The sequence below is a fragment of the Spongiactinospora sp. TRM90649 genome, assembly GCF_029382225.1.
In the GTDB taxonomy this organism is placed as follows: domain Bacteria; phylum Actinomycetota; class Actinomycetes; order Streptosporangiales; family Streptosporangiaceae; genus Spongiactinospora.
Window position 1 is genome coordinate 200,876 of sequence record NZ_JARLTC010000005.1, and the last position, 17,513, is coordinate 218,388.

The 17,513-nt window shown below is 72.5% G+C and carries 17 protein-coding genes; 10 read left to right on the forward strand and 7 right to left on the reverse strand.

Going from position 1 to position 17,513, the window contains the following annotated elements:
* The first annotated feature begins 19 nt into the window (after positions 1–19).
* The 6 genes from P3X83_RS06440 (at position 20) to P3X83_RS06465 (ending at position 4,851) form a co-directional block, all read left to right on the forward strand.
* Positions 20–1,333 carry an aromatic acid/H+ symport family MFS transporter gene (locus tag P3X83_RS06440; protein WP_277303927.1) on the forward strand — a complete coding sequence of 438 codons (1,314 nt, stop codon included), beginning with the start codon at positions 20–22 and terminating at the stop codon, positions 1,331–1,333.
* Positions 1,334–1,627: 294 nt separating this feature from the next.
* Complete coding sequence (locus P3X83_RS06445; protein WP_277303928.1) at positions 1,628–1,945, forward strand: hypothetical protein; 318 nt, start codon at positions 1,628–1,630, stop codon at positions 1,943–1,945.
* A 97-nt stretch (positions 1,946–2,042) separates the two neighbouring features.
* The gene (locus P3X83_RS06450) at positions 2,043–2,837 is read left to right on the forward strand and encodes an FCD domain-containing protein (protein WP_277303929.1); all 795 of its coding nucleotides are present in this window, start codon (positions 2,043–2,045) and stop codon (positions 2,835–2,837) included.
* Between the two features lie 86 nt (positions 2,838–2,923).
* Positions 2,924–3,601, forward strand: a complete 678-nt coding sequence (locus tag P3X83_RS06455) for an enoyl-CoA hydratase/isomerase family protein (RefSeq protein ID WP_277304116.1) — start codon at positions 2,924–2,926, stop codon at positions 3,599–3,601.
* A 48-nt stretch (positions 3,602–3,649) separates the two neighbouring features.
* Positions 3,650–4,393, forward strand: a complete 744-nt coding sequence (gene fabG, locus P3X83_RS06460; protein ID WP_277303930.1) for a 3-oxoacyl-ACP reductase FabG — start codon at positions 3,650–3,652, stop codon at positions 4,391–4,393.
* Positions 4,393–4,851, forward strand: a complete 459-nt coding sequence (locus P3X83_RS06465; RefSeq protein WP_277303931.1) for a MaoC family dehydratase — start codon at positions 4,393–4,395, stop codon at positions 4,849–4,851. The genes fabG and P3X83_RS06465 overlap by 1 nt, the downstream gene beginning before the upstream one ends.
* A 161-nt stretch (positions 4,852–5,012) precedes the next feature.
* On the opposite strand, the gene P3X83_RS06470 is transcribed toward P3X83_RS06465, so the two are convergent.
* Positions 5,013–5,207, reverse strand: coding sequence for an LLM class flavin-dependent oxidoreductase (locus P3X83_RS06470; protein ID WP_277303932.1), 195 nt, complete (start codon positions 5,205–5,207; stop codon positions 5,013–5,015).
* A 297-nt stretch (positions 5,208–5,504) separates the two neighbouring features.
* Here P3X83_RS06470 and P3X83_RS06475 point away from each other — a divergent pair, with 297 nt between their 5' ends.
* Both P3X83_RS06475 and P3X83_RS06480 read left to right on the forward strand, forming a co-directional pair.
* Positions 5,505–6,998 (forward strand): aldehyde dehydrogenase, encoded by a 1,494-nt coding sequence (locus P3X83_RS06475; RefSeq protein ID WP_277303933.1) that lies wholly within the window; start codon positions 5,505–5,507, stop codon positions 6,996–6,998.
* Positions 6,995–7,705, forward strand: coding sequence for a gamma-glutamyl-gamma-aminobutyrate hydrolase family protein (locus tag P3X83_RS06480; RefSeq protein WP_277303934.1), 711 nt, complete (start codon positions 6,995–6,997; stop codon positions 7,703–7,705). The genes P3X83_RS06475 and P3X83_RS06480 overlap by 4 nt, the downstream gene beginning before the upstream one ends.
* Here P3X83_RS06480 and P3X83_RS06485 read toward each other — a convergent pair.
* From P3X83_RS06485 to P3X83_RS06505, 5 genes are all read right to left on the reverse strand, one after another.
* The gene (locus tag P3X83_RS06485; protein ID WP_277303935.1) at positions 7,702–8,307 is read right to left on the reverse strand and encodes a MarR family transcriptional regulator; all 606 of its coding nucleotides are present in this window, start codon (positions 8,305–8,307) and stop codon (positions 7,702–7,704) included. The genes P3X83_RS06480 and P3X83_RS06485 overlap by 4 nt on opposite strands.
* Positions 8,308–8,358: 51 nt before the next feature.
* Positions 8,359–9,207: a fumarylacetoacetate hydrolase family protein gene (locus tag P3X83_RS06490; protein WP_277303936.1), complete on the reverse strand. Its 849-nt coding sequence runs from the start codon at positions 9,205–9,207 to the stop codon at positions 8,359–8,361.
* Entirely contained in the window at positions 9,200–10,108 is a 909-nt protein-coding gene (locus P3X83_RS06495; RefSeq protein ID WP_277303937.1) for a 3,4-dihydroxyphenylacetate 2,3-dioxygenase, read from the reverse strand. Before P3X83_RS06495 ends, P3X83_RS06490 begins: the two co-directional genes overlap by 8 nt.
* Positions 10,101–11,543, reverse strand: a complete 1,443-nt coding sequence (locus P3X83_RS06500) for an aldehyde dehydrogenase (RefSeq protein ID WP_277303938.1) — start codon at positions 11,541–11,543, stop codon at positions 10,101–10,103. Before P3X83_RS06500 ends, P3X83_RS06495 begins: the two co-directional genes overlap by 8 nt.
* A 64-nt stretch (positions 11,544–11,607) precedes the next feature.
* Positions 11,608–12,414: an acetoacetate decarboxylase family protein gene (locus tag P3X83_RS06505; RefSeq protein WP_277303939.1), complete on the reverse strand. Its 807-nt coding sequence runs from the start codon at positions 12,412–12,414 to the stop codon at positions 11,608–11,610.
* Positions 12,415–12,549: 135 nt separating this feature from the next.
* On the opposite strand from P3X83_RS06505, the gene P3X83_RS06510 reads away from it, so the two are divergent.
* Positions 12,550–13,899 (forward strand): glutamine synthetase family protein, encoded by a 1,350-nt coding sequence (locus P3X83_RS06510; protein ID WP_277303940.1) that lies wholly within the window; start codon positions 12,550–12,552, stop codon positions 13,897–13,899.
* Between the two features lie 42 nt (positions 13,900–13,941).
* Here the strand turns inward: P3X83_RS06510 and P3X83_RS06515 are convergent, their stop codons facing one another.
* Positions 13,942–15,522 carry an AMP-binding protein gene (locus P3X83_RS06515; RefSeq protein ID WP_277303941.1) on the reverse strand — a complete coding sequence of 527 codons (1,581 nt, stop codon included), beginning with the start codon at positions 15,520–15,522 and terminating at the stop codon, positions 13,942–13,944.
* A gap of 497 nt (positions 15,523–16,019) precedes the next feature.
* On the opposite strand from P3X83_RS06515, the gene P3X83_RS06520 reads away from it, so the two are divergent.
* The gene (locus P3X83_RS06520; RefSeq protein ID WP_277303942.1) at positions 16,020–17,507 is read left to right on the forward strand and encodes an aldehyde dehydrogenase family protein; all 1,488 of its coding nucleotides are present in this window, start codon (positions 16,020–16,022) and stop codon (positions 17,505–17,507) included.
* Positions 17,508–17,513 lie beyond the last annotated feature (6 nt).

Here is a 17,513-nt window from a genome sequence, read left to right on the forward strand (position 1 = left end):
ACGCGAAGGGAGAACAGCCTTGACCAAACCCCCCGGCCGTACGGCGTGGACCGCGGTCCTCTGCTGGCTGACCGTCCTGCTCGAAGGCTATGACCTGGTCGCGCTCGGCGCGACGATCCCCACCCTGCTGCGCACCGGCCATCTGGGGTTCACCCCGGCGGGCGCGACCGCGGTCGCCACCGTGTCACTGGTCGGCGTGGGGATCGGCGCCGCGTGCATCGGGCCGCTGACCGACCGGTTCGGGCGGCGGCTCACGCTGATCGGCTCGGTCCTGCTGTTCTCCGTCTTCACACTGCTGATCCCGCTGTCGGCGAGCGTCGCGATGTTCGGCGCGTTCCGGTTCGTCGCCGGTCTCGGGCTGGGCGCGTGCATGCCCGTCGCGCTGACCATGATGTCGGAGAACCTGCCCGAGCGCCGCCGGGCCAGCGCCAACACGATCACCATGACCGGCTACCACGTGGGCGCGGTCCTCACCTCGCTGCTGGCGCTCGCGGTGGTCGGCGACTGGCACGTGCTCTTCTACGGCGGCGGCGTCGCCGGGCTGGTCGTGCTCCCGCTCATGTGGGCGCGGCTACCGGAGTCGGCGGCGTTCCTGGCCGCCAGGGAGTCGGGCGCCGGCGAGCGGGTCAGGCCACGCGACCTGCTCGGCCCGAGGTTCCGGCGGATCAGCGTCACCGTGTGGGTGGGCTCGTTCATGGGGCTGCTGCTGGTCTACGGGCTCAACACCTGGCTGCCGCAGCTCATGGCCACGGCCGGTTACCCGATCACGACGTCGATCGCGCTGCTGCTGGTGCTCAACGTGGGCGCGATCGCCGGGCTGCTGGTGGCGGGGGCCGTCGCCGACCGCTTCGGCATCGGGCGGGTCGCGGTGATCTGGTTCGCCGCCGCCGCCGTGCTGCTGGCCGGGCTCAGCCTGCGGGTCGGCAGCGAAGTGGTGCTCAACCTGATGGTGCTGCTGACCGGGGTGTTCGTGTTCTCCGCCCAGGTGCTCATCTTCGGGTTCGTGGCGCACTCCTTCCCGGCGGGGGCCAGGGGCACCGCGCTCGGGCTGACCTCGGCCGTCGGCCGGATCGGGTCGATCGTCGGCCCGTTCGTCACCGGGGCGCTGGTCACCGCGGGCGTGGCCTACCCGTGGGGGTTCTGGTTCTTCGCCGCCGTGGCGGTGCTCGGCCTGGCCGCGATGGCGAGCGTCGCAGGGCGTAGAGCGCCCGTGACCGCCGCGACGACCTGCGGCGTCCACGCCTGTACGCGACGCGGAGGAGGCGGTGGCGCGCTTCAACCCCATCCCCGAGATCGGCCGGGCGCACCGCTTCATCGTCGACCACCTGGCTGAGACGTCGGTCCGGCCCACCGAGGGCGGCTGGACCTGGAATTTCGACCCCGGGCTGTTCGGCCAGAGCCGGTTCACCACCGACGACCTGTTCGCCCCCGCGTGCGAGGTGGCGATCGTGCGCGCCGAGCACGGGCTGCCGACGGAACGGACCACCGAGCCGATGCGACGGGCGCTGGCCGGTTCGCTCAGGGCAGGACGAATGACGGCTGAGGCCCATCCCGAGGACCACGATCTGCCGGCCCGGCTGCGGGCCGTCCTGGCCGTCGATCCGGCCGCCCCGGCGTCGTCGGCGCCGTGGTCGGCGCGCTGGTCTCTCGGTTCAGCGTGGTCTCGCTCAGCCCCATGCAGCCCGCCGCCGCCCTGGCCCGCGACGTGGCCGGGATGCCGGACCAGCGCCTCGGCGAGGTGCCGCACGCCTGGATCGTGCCATCGGGGACGGAGGTGGACGCCGCCGCGCTGACGGCGTGGTGCCGGGAGCACCTGGCCCCCTACGAGGTGCCCGCGGCCTTCCGGGTGACGAGCGAGATCCCCCGATCGGACGTGGGCAAACTATTGCGCCGCGAACTGCGCGAACAAGGCCTCGCCACCCCCGGCAGGCAAGCTACGCTGTAGCCGTAATGATTGTATGATTTACAGTGGGGCCAAACACGACATCGATGGCGCGAGTTCGACCCTGACCTGCGCCGGTGCCTAATCCGAGAGGGTTCCTGTGCGACAACTACGACAGCCGCGCCTCGCAGAGATCGTAGCCGCGAAGTTGCGCGACGACATCCTGTCGGGCCGGCTGACGGAAGGTGACAGCCTGCCCCGTCAGGAGCACCTTTTCACCGAGTTCCGGGTCAGCCTGCCCGCCGTCCGCGAGGCGATGCGCATCCTGGAGACCGAAGGACTGGTCTCCGTGCGCCGGGGCAACGTCGGCGGCGCCGTCGTGCACCTGCCGACGCCGCAGCGCATCGCCCGCACCATCAGCATGGTCCTGCAGACGCGGCAGACCACCATGGCCGACGTCAGCGGCGCGCTGCTCCACCTGGAGCCGGCCTGCGTGGCGCTGTGCGCCGCGCGGCCCGACCGCGCCGAGACCACGGTGCCGCAGCTCCGGCGGGTCATCGAGGAGCAGCAGGACACCTTCGACGACCCGGAGCAATTCCCGATCGGCGCCCGGCGCTTCCACGAGACCATCGTGGAGACCTGCGGCAACGAGACCATGATCGTGATCATCGGCTCGCTGGAGATGATCTGGACCGCGCACGAGTCCACGGTGTGGTCCGAGGTCGACGAGCAGGCCGAGCCCGACTCCCCGATGGCGCGCAAGTCGCTGCGGGCGGCGCTGCGCGACCACGAGAAGATCGTGGACGCGATCGAGGCGGGCGACGGCGCGCGTGCCGTCCGGCTGGCCAGTGCCCACCTGGCGGCGACCAGGCGGTCGAGCCTCGGCTCCACCAGCGGCGCCATCGTCGACACCGACCTGCTCGACAACATGGACTACGGCGGCGCACCGTCGTAGTCCATGTGGGGTGCTTCGCAGGGCCGGTCCGGCGTCGCCGGACCGGCCCTGCGCGCTAGACCAGACCCGGCGGCTGGCGAACCGAGCTGGCCGAGGCGTGGCTCGAACCGGACCGCGACCCCGCGCCGCGGGTCATCGTGCACACCGGCGAGGGGCGGGCCTTCCAGACCGGGGCCGACCTCTCCGAGATGGCGGGCGACGGCGTGGGCATGCGGCGCTACCAGCACGACCTCCTGGACCTCGACCTGCACTTCACCTCCTGGCACCAGAAGGTGGCCAAGCCGGTCATCGCCGCGGTGAACGGCATCTGCGCGGGCGGCGGGCTGCACTTCGTCGCCGACGCCGACATCGTGATCGCCGCCTCCGACGCGACGTTCTTCGATCCGCACCTCAGCGTCGGCCAGGTGACCGCGATAGAGATGATCGGCCTGGCCAAGAAGATGCCGTTCGAGGCGGTCATGCGGATGGCCCTGTGCGGCTCGCACGAGCGGCTGACGGCGCGGCGCGCCTACGAGCTGGGCATGGTCAGCCAGGTGGTGGACCCGCCGGAACGGCTCAGGGAGGAGGCGCAGGAACTGGCCGAGAAGATCGCGCGCGACTCCCCCGCCGCGATGGCGGCGACCAAGAAGGCCCTGTGGGCGGCGCTGGAGCTGGGGCTCACGGACGCGTGCCGGGTCGGCGCGCAGCATCTGGTCGGTCTGTGGGGCCATGCGGACCAGACCGAGGGGCCGCGGGCCTTCGTGGAGAAGCGCCCACCGCACTGAGTCATATAACTTTCTGTTATTAATGATAAAAATAGGATTAGGAGAGAGATGAGCAATTTCGAGGGGGGCGGCGCCGTCGTCACCGGGTCCGCCCGGGGCATCGGCCTGGCCATCGCGACCGTGCTGGCCAGGCACGGAGCGTCGGTCGTGATCAGTGACATCGACGCCGACGCGGCGGGCGAGGCCGCCGCCGGGCTCGTCGCCGAGGGGCACCGGGCCATCGCGGTGCCCTGCGACGTAACGGACGAGGCGGCCGTCACAGCCCTGGTGGACGCCTGCCGCGAGTCCTTTGGCTCGATCGAGGTGATGGTCAACAACGCGGGCATCACTCGTGACTCCACCATGGCGAAAATGTCCCTCGACGACTTCCGCACCGTCGTGGACGTGCATCTCACCGGCGCGTGGCTGGGCACCCGCGCCGCCGGGCGCGTCATGCGCGAGCAGCGGCGCGGCGCGATCGTGAACATCTCCTCGATCTCCGGCAAGGTCGGCAACTTCGGGCAGACCAACTACAGCGCCGCCAAGGCCGGCATCATCGGCCTGACCAAGGCCGCCGCCCGCGAGATGGCCAAGTACGGCGTCCGCGTCAACGCCATCCAACCCGGCCCCATCCGCACCGCGATGACCGCCGCCATGCCGCCCGAGGTGCTCGACCGGATGCTGGAGAGCATCCCGCTCGGCCGGATCGGCGAGCCCGAGGACGTGGCCAACGCCGCCCTGTTCCTCGGTTCCGACCTGTCCGGCTTCATCACCGGCACGGTCATCGAGGTGGCCGGCGGAAGGAACATGTAGTGCGCGTCTTCGACGACCTCGCGCGGTTCACCGCGTGCGTGGGCCAGGAGCTCGGCGTCAGCGAGTGGATGACGGTGGACCAGGAGCGCGTCGACACCTTCGCCGACGCCACCGGCGACCACCAGTGGATCCACGTGAACCGGGAGCTGGCCGCGCGGGGGCCGTTCGGCACGACGATCGCGCACGGCTACCTGTCGCTGTCGCTGCTGCCCGGCCTGGTCCGCCAGGTGTTCCGGATCGAGGGCGTGCGGATGGCGGTCAACTACGGGCTGAACCGGGTGCGGTTCCCCAGCCCGGTGCCGGTGGGCTCGCGAGTGCGGGTCAGCGCGGCGCTGCTGTCGGCCAAGGAGGCGGGCGGCGGCGTCGAGGTCGTGCTGCGCGCGACGCTGGAGGTCGAGGGGTCGGGCAAACCGGCCTGTGTCGCCGAGACGGTCGGCCGCTACTACCCCGAGAACTGAGCGAACGGCCGCGGTCCGTGCGGACCGCGGCCGTCGTCCACGCCGGGCTACCAGCTCTTGACGACCGGCAGGACCTCATCGGCGAACCGCTTGAGGTCGGCGTACGCCGGCGGCGATCCACAGCGGCGGGTGCGGCCACTGCAGCGGCGCCGGCCGTACCATCAGGTCCTGGGGGTCGCAGTAGCGCCGGTGTGGGTGAACGGCTCGCCGGTCCAGGCGAGCTTCAGCACCTCAAGGCCCTCCTCCATCCTGGAGGGGCGAGTCTTGGGCGAGTAGCCCAGGGCGCGGTACTCGGCGGGGCTGTGCCCCGAGCCGACCGTGACGTCGAGCCGTCCCTCGCTGAGGTGGTCAAGCACGGCGGTCTCCTGTTGTTGGCGGTCAGATGCCATCGATGCATGTGGGCGCCTACGAACCGGGGAGGTGACATGCCGGACACCGATCTCTAATCTTAGTAAGGATACATAAGATAACAGTGCCTCACGTTCGATATCCACGATCGACCGGTTCAGGCATCGTTGACGAAAATCGTTTGGACCCATACATTCTCGTTTCAGCACCTGTGGTGGAGCCACGGCGAGAGGGGACCACCCACCGATGTCCATCGACCTCACCGTCTTCGACGGGCGCTTCGCGCGCGAGCGGGAGGGCGCCCGGTGACGGCGGGCGCGACCCACGAGACCTGGCTGGCGCTGGCCAGCGAGCTGGACCCGCCCACCGGCCACCACATCGACGGCGTGGACGAACCGCGCGGCGCCGGGGTGTTCTCGGTCGTCTCACCACGCGACGGCCGCACGCTGGCCGAGGTGGCGGACGGTGGGGAGCCGGAGGTCGCGCTCGCGGTCGCCGCCGCCCGCCGCGCCTTCGACACCGGGCCCTGGCCTCGGATGGCCCCGGCCGAGCGCGGCCGGGCGCTGCTGCGCCTGGCCGACCTGATCGAGGAGCACCGCGACCGGCTGGCCCTGCTGGTGTCCCTGGAGATGGGCAAGCCGATCGCCGACGCCCACGGCATCGAGCTGCGCGCCGCCATCGGCACCTTCCGCTGGTACGGCGAGCTGGCCGGCAAGCTCACCGACGAGGCCCCGCACGTGCCCGGCGACGCGCTCGCCCTGGTCTCCCGCGAACCGGCCGGGGTGGTCGGCGCGGTCGTGCCGTGGAACTTCCCGCTCACGCTGGCCTCCTGGAAGATCGCGCCCGCGCTGGCCGCCGGCTGCACGGTGGTGCTCAAGCCGTCGGAGCGCTCGCCGCTGTCGGCGATCGAGCTGACGCGCCTGGCCACAGCGGCCGGCCTGCCGCCAGGCGTGCTCAACGTGGTCTGCGGCGACGGCCCCACGGCGGGGCGCGCCCTCGGCCTGCACCCCGGCGTCGACGTGCTGGCATTCACCGGCTCGGACACGGTGGGGCGGGAGTTCCTGCGCTACTCGGCCGACTCGAACCTCAAGCGCGTCTGGCTGGAACTGGGCGGCAAATCCCCCAACATCATCCTGCCGGACGCGCCCGACCTGGAGGCCGCCGCCGCCACCGCCGCGTGGGGCATCTTCTTCAACCAGGGCGAGATGTGCACCGCGCCCTCGCGGCTGCTGGTGCACCGCTCGATCGCCGAGCGGGTCACCGAGGCCGTCGTGGAACGTGCCCGCGCGCTGCGGGTCGGCGATCCCCTGGACCCGGCCACCGAGATGGGCCCGCTAGCCGGGGAGAGCCATCTGGGACGCGTGCTCGGCCACATCGAGTGGGGCATCGCGCAGGGCGCGCGGCTGCGCACCGGAGGCATCCGGACGCTGGACCCCAGTGGCGGGTCGTTCCTGGAGCCCACCGTGTTCGACGAGGTGGACCCGCGCAGCCGCCTGGCCACGGAAGAGGTCTTCGGGCCGGTGCTGTCGGTGTTCGCCTTCGACGACGTGGACGAGGCCGTCGCGCTGGCCAACGCCAGCGAATACGGCCTGGCGGCCGGGCTGTGGACCTCCGACCTGAGCACGGCGCACCGGGTCTCCCGGGCGCTGCGGGCGGGCACGGTGTGGGTCAACTGCTACGAGGAGGGCGACCTGACCGTGCCGTTCGGCGGCATGAAGCGGTCCGGCAACGGGCGCGACAAGTCGATCCACGCCCTGGAGAAGTACACCGAGCTCAAGACCACCTGGATCCAGTTGTGAGACCCCTGATCGCCGTACCCGCCCGGTTCTCCGCCTCGGCCTCGGCGCTGCGCTACGCGGCGGAGGTCGCCGCCCGCGCCCTGGTGGAGGCGGTCTGGCGGGCGGGCGGCGAGCCCGCCGTCGTGCATCCGCACGCGCCGGGCGGGCACGCCGACCCGGACGACGTGGCGGCCCGGCTGTCCCGGTTCGACGGCCTGTTGCTGCCGGGCGGCGGCGACCTGGCCCCGCACCGCTACGGCGCCGCCGAGACGCACCGCGACGTCTACGACGTGGACGACGAGCAGGACGGCTTCGACCTGGCGCTGGCCAGGGCCGCGCTCACCTCGGGCCTGCCCACCCTGGCGGTGTGCCGGGGCCTGCAGGTGGTCAACGTGGCGCTCGGCGGGACCCTGGAACAGGACATGGGCGGCCCCGGGCGCGAGCACCGCCATGTCGTCCATCCGGTCGAACCGCGGCCGGACTCCCTGCTCGGACGCCTGACGGGCGTGCCGAAGCTCGACGCCTCCTGCTACCACCACCAGCGGGTGGACCGGCTCGGCGACGGGCTGGTCGCCACCGCCCACGCCGCCGACGGGACGCTGGAGGCGTTCGAACGGCCGGGCTCGCCCGGCTGGTTCGTCGCCGTCCAGTGGCACCCGGAGGACACCGCCCGCGACGACGACGCCCAGCAGGCGCTGTTCACCGCCCTGGTCGCCGCGTCCCGCTAGGGCTGGGCGTCCGGGGCCCGGTCGATGCCCGCCGCCTTCGGGCGGCGGCCGCTGCGGCGCGGGGCGGGCGGAGATCCGCCGAGCAGGCGCAGGCGGCGTTCCTCGCCGTTCTCCTCCACCTGGCGCACGATGCGCCGCAGCGCGTCGGCGGTGGTCAGGCACTCCTCGGCGGACAGCCCCTCGGCCACGAACGCCTCCTCGGCGTTGAAGTCGGGGAACACCCGCCGCATCAGGTCCTCGCCCTGCGGGGTGAGGCGGAGCAGCACCAGCCGCCGGTCGCTGGCGTGCTCGGACCGGGCGACCAGCCCGCGCGACTCCAGCGTCCGCGAGACGCCGGTCAGCGTGCCCTTGGAGACGCCCGCCTCCTCGGCGATCTGCCGCGACTCCGACTCTCCCCAGATCCAGATGACCCAGAGCACCACGAACCCGGTCCAGGTCAGATCGACGTCGCGCAGGACGGAGTTCTCCAGGTGCTGCCGCACGGCGGCGGCGGCGCGATGGATGTTGGACACGACCGCCATCTGCTCGTGCCGGATGGTGATGTCACCGAGGCGTGACGCGACCAGTTTCTCTGTCTCGGTGATGGAACGCTGACCTGGCACCCGCGGTTCCCTCCTGCATCTCCGTTCGGGGCCGAATTATATGCGCGGGGGTCAGGATCGCCGGGGCGGCCGGATCCCGCGGAACTCCCAGTCGCCGCCCAGGGCCGTGGACAGCACCTCCTCCGACTCCGTCGGCTGCGCGCCGACGTCGGAGCGGATCGGGACGGGACCGGTGACCACCTGGTTGGTGAGCCTGCCGAGCCCCTCCACCTCGACCTCGACCACGTCGCCCGGCCGTACCGGGCGGGAGTTGGCCGGGGTTCCGGACAGCAGCACGTCGCCGGGGTACAGCGTGATGGTGCGGGCGATGTCGGCGACCAGGTAGTTCATGTCCCAGGTCATCTCGTCGGTGTTGCCGTCCTGCGCGACCTCGCCGTTGACGTACGTGCGCAGGTACTTGCCCCGGAAGTCCCAGTCGGTGACCAGGCCGGGGCCGAGCGGGCAGAGCGTGTCGGAGCCCTTGACCCGCAGCATCGAACCGGCGTCGGTGTCACGGAAGTCGTGCAGCCCGAAGTCGTTGGCGACGGTGTATCCGGCGATGTGCTCCCCGGCGTCCTCCGGCGCGATGTTGCGGCACGTCCTGCCGATGACGATGGCCACCTCGCCCTCGTAGTTCAGCCACTTGCAGCCCTCTGGGCGGACGATCGCGCCCCGGTGCGAGTTGAGCGCGGAGGTCGGCTTGTGGAAGTACGTCGGCGTGGCGGGCAGGCCGATCTGGAACTCCCGCACCCGGCTGATGTGGTTGAGGTGCACCGCGATGATCTTCGAGGGCACGACCGGGGGCAGGTGCGCGGCCTCCTCGGCGCGCACCCGGCGCCCGTCCGGCGAGACCAGGTCGTCGCCCTCGCGGACGACCTGGACGGCGGCGCCGTCGAGGAGGATGCGGCGGTACTCAGGCATGTTCGATCTCCTGGCGGGGTGCGGTCCATCCGTCTGCGGGCCGGTCGAACCAGAGCAGCGCCTGGCCCGTGCCGACCGAGTTCTCGTACTCGCCGTACTGGCGGGCGGGCGCGGTGCAGCGTTCCTCGCCGAGGGCGCCCGCCATCATCAGGTAGTGCGAGAAGCCCGCCTCCGGCTTGAACCTGCGGAACTCCGGCATGGTCGTGAGCACCCGGTCGTGCCGGCCTTCCTTGAACCAGCCGATGCGCTCCTCGTCGGCCGCCCTGGCCTCCGGGGAGAAGATGTGCACGGGGTCGCTCGCCTCGTGGTCGCGCAACTGGCGCAGCGGCCAGAAGGTGTGCGACAGCGCCCCGGAGGCGATCACCAGCACCCGGCGGTCGGTGAGCGCGATGCCGTCGGCGAGCGCGCGGCCGAGCCGCAGGTGGTCCTCCATGTCGCCGGTCTGGCAGACGCCGATGGTCACCCAGCTCTTGTCCGGCAGGCCCTCGCCCAGGTACTTCCACAGGTTCGTGGTGGCGTAGTAGATCGGCAGGTAGTGGTCGTCGATCGGGGTGATCCAGGTGCCGTGCGCCCCGGCGAAGGAGGCGATGTTGTGCGCCAGCTCGGGGTCCCCGGGAAAGTCGTACGGCATGCGGCACATCCCGCGCGGCAGCTCCTCCGAGGTGAACAGCCCCGAGCGGCGCCGGTGGGAGGTGACGACGAACTCCACGGTGGTGGCCCAGTGCGAGTCGAGCACGACCACGGTGTCGTAGTCGAGGGTCTCGAAGACCTCCTCGCGCAACCGGCGCAGGCCGGTGACCAGGCTGATCTCCTTGCCGTCGTTCAGCTCCAGCCGGACGGCCTCGGGCAGGACGATGGTGGGCACGTGGGCCAGCAGGCCCGCTCCGACGATCTCACCCATTCTCCCGCCACCCTCTCGGCGCGCTGACCGTGTTCTTGACGTCGCAGTAGAAGTCGAAGCTCCAGTTGCCGCCCTCGCGGCCGACGCCGGACTCGCGGGAGCCGCCGAACGGGGCGCGCAGGTCCCTGACGAAGAAGCAGTTCACCCAGACGGTCCCGGCGACGAGCCGCGCGGTGACCCGCTCGGCGCGCTCCCGGTCGCCGGTGGCGACGGTGGCGGCCAGGCCGAACCGGGTGTCGTTGGCCAGCCGTACGCCCTCGTCCTCGCCGTCGAAGGTCTGCAGGGTGAGCACCGGGCCGAAGACCTCCTCCTGGACGATCTCGGAGTCCTGCTCGACCCCGGCGAGCAGGGTGGGCCGGTAGTACAGGCCGCCCAGGTCGGTGTTGGGGCCGCCGCCGACCAGGGCGCGGGCCCCTCCGGTGACGGCGCGGCGGACGAAGCCGTCGATCTTGTCGAGCTGGCGGGGGTGGATGTTGGGGCCGATGTCGGTGGCCTCGTCCCTCGGGTCGCCCTGGACCAGGGCGGCGGCCCGCTCGGCGAACCGGCGGGCGAACTCCTCGGCGATCGGCGACTCGACCAGCAGGCGGGTGGCCGCCAGGCAGACCTGCCCCGCGTTGTCGTACTGCTCGACGGCGAGGTCCACGGCGAGGTCGAGGTCGGCGTCGGCGAACACCAGCAGCGGCGACTTGCCGCCCAGCTCCAGGCTGAGCGGGGTGAGATTGGCGGCGGCGGCCTGGGCGATGTGCCTGGCGGTGGGCACGGACCCGGTGAAGCTGATCCGCCGCACGCCGGGGTGGGCGACGAGCGCGGCCCCGGCCTCGGCGCCGTACCCCTGGACGACGTTCAGCACGCCGGGCGGCAGTCCCGCCTCGGCGGCGATGTCGGCGAGCAGCGAGGCGGTCAGCGGCGACCACTCGGCGGGCTTGAGCACCACCGTGTTCCCGGCCGCGAGCGCCGGGGCGACCTTCCAGGTGGCCAGCATCAGCGGGGCGTTCCACGGCGTGATCAGGGCGCACGGCCCCGCCGGGTCCCAGGAGACGTGGTTGCCATGGCCCCGGGTGTCGAAGTCGTCGTGGGCCAGGCCCTCCAGCCAGTCGGCGAAGAACCGGAAGTTGTGCGCGACCCGGGGCATGACGCCGCGCCGGTGGGAGCGGAGCAGCGCGCCGTTGTCGAGGGTCTCGACGTTGGCCAGCTCCTCCAGGCGCTTCTCGACGCCGTCGGCGATGGCCCGCAGCACGCCCGCGCGCTCCTCGCGGGAGGTGGCGGCCCAGCCGGGGAAGGCGGCCTGGGCGGCGGCTACGGCGGCGTCCACCTCGGCCGCGCCGCCCCTGGCGATCTCGCCGAGTTCTGCCTGGTCGACCGGTGAGACGTCGGTGAAGGTCGTGGCGGAGGCGACGCGCTCGCCGCCGATCCAGTGGCGTGTGTCGACGCTCACGCCGGCGACGGTGATTTGATCTGACATTTCGGTTACCTCCGGGAAGGCTTCGGGAGACGGGCGGCTACTCGGCGCGGGACGTGCCGGACTCCAGCAGGGTGCCGCCGTCCCACACCACGCCGACCTGGCGGTAGTAGGCGCCGATCGGTTCGCGGATCTCCAGGAGGGACAGCTCTTCTGTCGGGGAGTCGAACAGCTCCAGTTCCGCGTCGGCGGCCCAGGGGGTGCCGCCCTCGAAGGAGGCCGCGCCCGACTCGATCAGCTCGTCCAGGGCCAGCCCGCCGTTCCCTCCGATGGCGGGGAGCCAGCGGTGGTGCGCCATCGGGTGGCCGTTGACGAAGCCGTTGGTCCTCGCGGGCTCGCGCAGCGTCACGACGGCCTGGGCCAGGCGGCGGTCGGCTGCCGCCAGGGTCGCGCCGAACCGGGCTCCGGCCTCGATCCGGGGCGCGGGGCCGTACGGGTGCGGCCTGGTCATGTGGATCGAGCCGAGCTTCTTGGGGTAACCCTGGTGCCAGCCCCGGGCGATGGCGAAGTCCTTGTCCACCCAGATGTAGACGCACCTGGAGTAGGTGCGGCCCCGGTAGGAGCAGCGGACGACGACGAACGCCTCCTTGTACTGCGCGAGCACCGGGTCGAGGAGTTCCTCGCCCGAGGCGGCGCAGGACTGCCAGTCGGCCCAGATCAGCGCGACCGCGCCGGGGTCCTCCTCGGCCAGGCCGAGCGGCTCGGGCAGCAGTTCGCGCACCCGCTCGGGATCGGTGCGGTACTCCACGGTGAGCAGGTCGCCGGAGTAGTGCCACGGAGGCCGGGGTATGAGGGACGACCGGCCCGTCGCCGTCTTGGGATGAAAGAAGCCGCGAACGCCGGCCACAGTGGTTCCCTCCAATTCGTTTGGCTCCAAACAAAATAGGGAGCGACGGGCGATGCGGTCAACACCCTTGCCACCCCGGACGGCTGGGCATTACGTTTGACCTCAAACGATCCCCGTCCCCGAGGAGACCCGCCGGTGAGCGGTTCCACATCCGCCCAGGTCCGGGAGCACATCGAGCGCCTGGCCGAGCAGCGCGTCGACGTGGTCCGCGTGATCTATCCCGATCTCACAGGGACCGACCGCGCCCGCGACGTCCTGCTGGACTTCCTGCCGAACGCGTGCGACCACGGCCTGGCGTTCTGCCGTGCGGTTTATCACACCAGCCCACGCGGCGACACGCTGGAGATCAGCGGCGGCATGGACGCCGGAATGCCGGACATCGTCGTCATGCCCGACCTCGCCACACTGGCCCCGGTGCCGTGGGAGCCGGGAGTGGCCTGGTGCCACGGCGACGTGATCGACCCGGCGACCGGCGCGCCCGCACCCGAATCGCCCCGCGACCTGCTGCGCGGCGTCCTCGCCCGCTGCGCGGAACACGGCCTTCGCCCGGTCGCCGGCCCCGAGCTGGAGTACTACCTGTGCGAGCCCGACCCCGCCGGCGGCTGGCGACGGTACGGCGAGGGGAGCGGCAACGTCTACACGGCGGGCCGCCGCGGCGACCCCGACGGGCACCTCACCCAGACCCTGCGCCACCTGCGCGACCTGGGCCTCGGCGTGTCCGGCGGCAACCACGAGTTCGGCAGCGGGCAGTTCGAGATCAACCTCACCCACTCCCCCGCGCTGGACGCCGCCGACCGGGCCTTCTGGTTCAAGACGACGATCAAGGAACTGGCCCGCGTGGACGGCAGGCTGGCCACGTTCATGGCCAAGCCGTTCAACGACGAGGGCGGCTCCGGCTTCCACATCCACCTGTCCTGCCTGGACGACGCCGACCGCAACACCTTCGACGATCCCTCGGCCCCCTACGGGCTGTCCGCGACGGCACGGCACGCCATCGCCGGGATCCTCGCGCACGCGCCCGCGCTGGCCGCCCTGGCCAACCCCACGATCAACTCCTACAAGCGGTTCGGCCCCGACACCGCCGCCCCCTGGCTGATCGACTGGGGCCTCGACAACCGCAGCGCCATGATCCGCATCCCGCCGGAGCGGGGCGCGGGAGCCCGCCTGGAGGTCCGCCTCGGCGACGCCAGCGCCAACCCCTACCTGATGATCGCTGGCGTCACGGCGGCGGCGCTGCTCGGCGTGCGCGCGGCCGAGGAGCCCCCGGCGCCGCTGGTCGGCTACGGCTACGACAAGTCCAAGGCGCCCGTGCTGCCGATGAGCCTGCCGCAGGCGCTGGACGCCTTCGAGGCCGACAGCGCGCTGATCGAGATCCTCGGCAAGGGCTTCGCCTCGGCGTTCCTGGCCTACAAGCGCAACGAGGTCGAGCGCTTCTCCCGGCACGTCACCGACTGGGAGTTCGCCGAGTACTCCTACCACCTGTGACGCGTCGCGGCCCGGGTGTCTCACCCGGGCCGCGAATCCCGCTCAGTGGTGGCGCCTGCGGCGGTCCGGGCCCGGCGGCTCGTCGTTGTCCACCTCGTGGTGGCCGGTCCAGCGCCGGGTGCCGGGCCGGCCGGTCCAGGCCGAGCCCAGGCGGTCGGCGGCCATCCGGTCGAGGGCGGCGCGGTCGAGCCTGCCGTCCGGCAGCACCGGCAGCCGGTCCACCACGCACGCGGTCCTCGGCACCACGGCTGGCGGCAGGTCGGACAACAGCACGCGGCGCAGCGTGGCCAGCCCAGGCGCGGGCGGCACCAGGAAGGCCACCAGCGCGTGCGGCAGGCCGTCGCGCCGCACCACCCCGACGGCGGCCGACCGCGCGCCGCTGCGCTCCCGGACCGCGCGCTCGACCTCCTCCAGTTCCAGCCGCGTGCCCGCCAGGGTGACCAGGGTGTCGCGCCGCCCGGCGAGGCGAAGGTGCCCCCGGGCGTCGCGGCGGACCAGATCGCCGGTGCGGAACGGCGGCGGATCGCCGCCCGCCCTGCCACCGGCCACGACACCCGGCCCTTCGATCCACAGCTCCCCCACCTGGCCGGTGCGCGCCGGGTGGCCGTCGGCCCTGACGTGGGCGCGTGTGCCCGGGATGGGCCGTCCCATGGGGACGTCGCCGCCCTCGCCGTCCACCGGCTCGCACCGGTGGACCAGCGCCCACACGGTGCATTCCGGCGGGCCGTACTCGTTGTGCAGCGCGGTGCCGGGCAGCAGCGCGAAGTGCCGGCGCACCAGCGCCGGTGGGCAGGGCTCGCCCGCCACGATGACCGTGCGCAGCGACGGGAGCAGTTCGGCGCGGTCGAGCAGGATGTCGTAGAGCGACGGGAGCAGCAGCGCGTGGGAGGCGCGGTGCCGCTCGGCCGCCGCGCCGATCGCCGCCACGTCGAGCGGATCGGCGGCCGGGACGACCAGGTGCGCTCCCGTCGCCAGCGACCAGTAGACGCCCGCCGCCGAGCTGTCGGAGGAGATGGACGAGCACAGCAGGAAGACCGACGGCGGCTCCGAGTAGTGGCCCATCCGCGCGGCGGTGGAGTATCCGAGCGCGCGTCTGGTCACCACGACGGGCGCGGGCTCGCCGTCCGGGCCGCCGGTGAGCAGCGCGTAGGCGGGCAGCTCGGCGCCGTCGGAGCCCTGCCGGGCCGTGGTGCCGGCCTCAGGGCACGCCGGTACGGCCGGCAGCCGCCCCATCCGCACCACCGCCTCCGGCGCGACGCCCTGCGGCGGATCCGCGTCCGGCTCGACCACGGTGAGCCGCGCGCCCCCGGCACGGGCCATCGCGCGGCGGCGGCCCGGCGGCAGCGCCACGTCGATCGGCACGTAGTGGCCGCCCGCGTACAGCACGCCGAGCATCGCGGCCACCGCCCACCGGGACGGCCTGGCCCTGATCTCGACGGCCTCGCCCCGCCGGAGGCCCCTTCCCTTGAGTGCCGCGGCCAGCCGCAGCGCGTGTTCCTCCAGCTCACGCCGGGTCAGCACGCCCTCGGGGTCGGTCACGGCCGGTGAGTCGGGGCGAACCTCACGGCCCGCCGCCAGCAGGTCCAGGATCTGGGGGCGCTCCCCCGGCGGGCCGCTGTTCATCGGCCGTCTTTCGTCCGGGGGGACCTCAAATCGCACAGAATACAGCCCGATAATGCCACTCGTAACATGGAGACACCCCACCCAAAGCCCGTATGCTACGGTGCCCGCGCACAGCGGAAAACGACATGTCACCGAGCGGTGGAGCCCGCGATCCCCACCTGCCCGTCTCCTTCAATATAAGCGTTCCGCACAACGGGGCAAACATCGGGACGGTCCGTTCGGCCGGAAATTGTTGAATAAAAAAGAAGTACTCGCCCACGCTCCCTGAAACGCTCCGCCGCCGCCAGGCGACCGCACACGTCCCGCGATCGCGGGTTCGAGGCGCCCACGGGGGCCGGAGACGGGGTCCGCGCGACCGCCGCGGGGACCGTCCACGGGCATTCGAAGCGAAACCTCCGCCGGGAAAATCCGGCACGAATTCGCCGGACAGAATGGCCGGATTCACCGGCCGGTGAGCAAAACCCGCAGGGCGGGGGCCGGTGAAGTAAAATATCGCCATGGTGGCCATCGGGGGTCCAGCCCTGTCCGGAGACACATTCGAATCGTTCAATCCGGCCAGCGGGGAAATCATCGCCCACTTCCCCGTGCACTCAGCCGCCGAGGTCGGCGCGGCGGTGCGCCGGGCCCGCGCGGCGGCCGGGGCGTGGGCCGAGACCGGCTTCACCGCGCGCGGGCGGGTGCTGCGGGCATGGCGGGCGGCCCTGGTGCGCGAGGCCCGCTCACTGGCCCGGCTGGTGCACCAGGAGAACGGCAAGTCCTACCCCGACGCGATGCTTGAACTGCTCGTCACCGCTCAGCACCTCACGTGGGCGGCGAAACACGCCCGCGCCGTGCTCGGGCCGAGGCGGGCGCCGTCCGGAATCCTGATGGCGAACCACTCCGCCCGGGTCGAATACCGCCCGCTCGGCGTGATCGGCGTCCTCGGCACGTGGGACTACCCCGTCTTCGGCCCGATCGGCACCGTCGGCTACGCGCTGGCGGCGGGCAACGCGGCCGTGCTCAAGCCCAGCGAGCACACCACCGCGACCGGGCTCCGGCTCGCCGCGACCTGGCGCGAGGCGGGCGGCGACCCCGCGCTGTTCCAGGTCGTCACCGGGGCGGCGGCCACCGGCGAGGCGCTGTGCCGCGCCGGCGTGGACAAGATCGGTTTCACCGGGTGTCCCGCCACCGCCCAGAAGGTCGCCAGGGCCTGCGCCGACACGCTCACCCCCGTCCTGATCGACGGCGGCGGCTCCGACGCGATGCTGGTCGACCACGACGCCGACCTCGACGCCGCCGCCGACGGCGCGGTGTGGGGCGCGATGAGCAACGCCGGGCAGACCTGCATCGCCATCGAGCGCGTCTACGTTCACGAGCGGGTCTACGACGCCTTCGTGGCCAAGGTCACCGCGATCGCCGGGCGGCTGAGCGCGGGCCCCGGCGCGCCGATCGGGCCGATGACGATGCCCGCGCAGGCCGAGATCGTCCGGCGGCACATCGCCGACGCGCTGGACCGGGGCGGCCGGGCCGTGGTCGGCGGCCCCGGCGCGGTAGGCGAGCGCTACGTGCAGCCCACCGTCCTGGTGGACGTCCCGGAAGACGCCCTGGTGGTGCGCGAGGAGACCTTCGGCCCGGTACTCACCGTCGCCAGGGTCACGGACATGGACGAAGGGCTGCGCCTGGCCGACGCCACCCGGTTCGGGCTCGGCGGCGCGGTCTACTCCCGGGCGCGCGGCGTCGAACTGGCCCGCCGGATGCGCTCGGGCATGACCTCGGTCAACTCCGTGCTGTCCTTCGCCGGGGTGCCGTCGCTGCCCTACGGCGGCACCGCCGACTCCGGGTTCGGGCGCATCCACGGCCCGGACGGCCTGCGCGAGTGGTCCAGGTCCAAGGCCGTCACCCGCCAGCGCTTCCCCGGGCCGCTGCGCACCACCACGTTCACCCGCAGGCCGTCCGACGACCGGCGCATCGCCGGGCTGCTCCGCCTCCTCTACGGCCGCCGGTGAGGCCCG

Coding starts and splice junctions, on each gene's coding strand:
- fabG (WP_277303930.1), top strand. CDS start 3,650: ATGAGCAATTTCGAGGGGGGCGGCGCCGTCGTCACCGGGTCCGCCCGG.
- P3X83_RS06490 (WP_277303936.1), bottom strand. CDS start 9,207: ATGCCTGAGTACCGCCGCATCCTCCTCGACGGCGCCGCCGTCCAGGTC.
- P3X83_RS06495 (WP_277303937.1), bottom strand. CDS start 10,108: ATGGGTGAGATCGTCGGAGCGGGCCTGCTGGCCCACGTGCCCACCATC.
- P3X83_RS06515 (WP_277303941.1), bottom strand. CDS start 15,522: ATGAACAGCGGCCCGCCGGGGGAGCGCCCCCAGATCCTGGACCTGCTG.
- P3X83_RS06520 (WP_277303942.1), top strand. CDS start 16,020: ATGGTGGCCATCGGGGGTCCAGCCCTGTCCGGAGACACATTCGAATCG.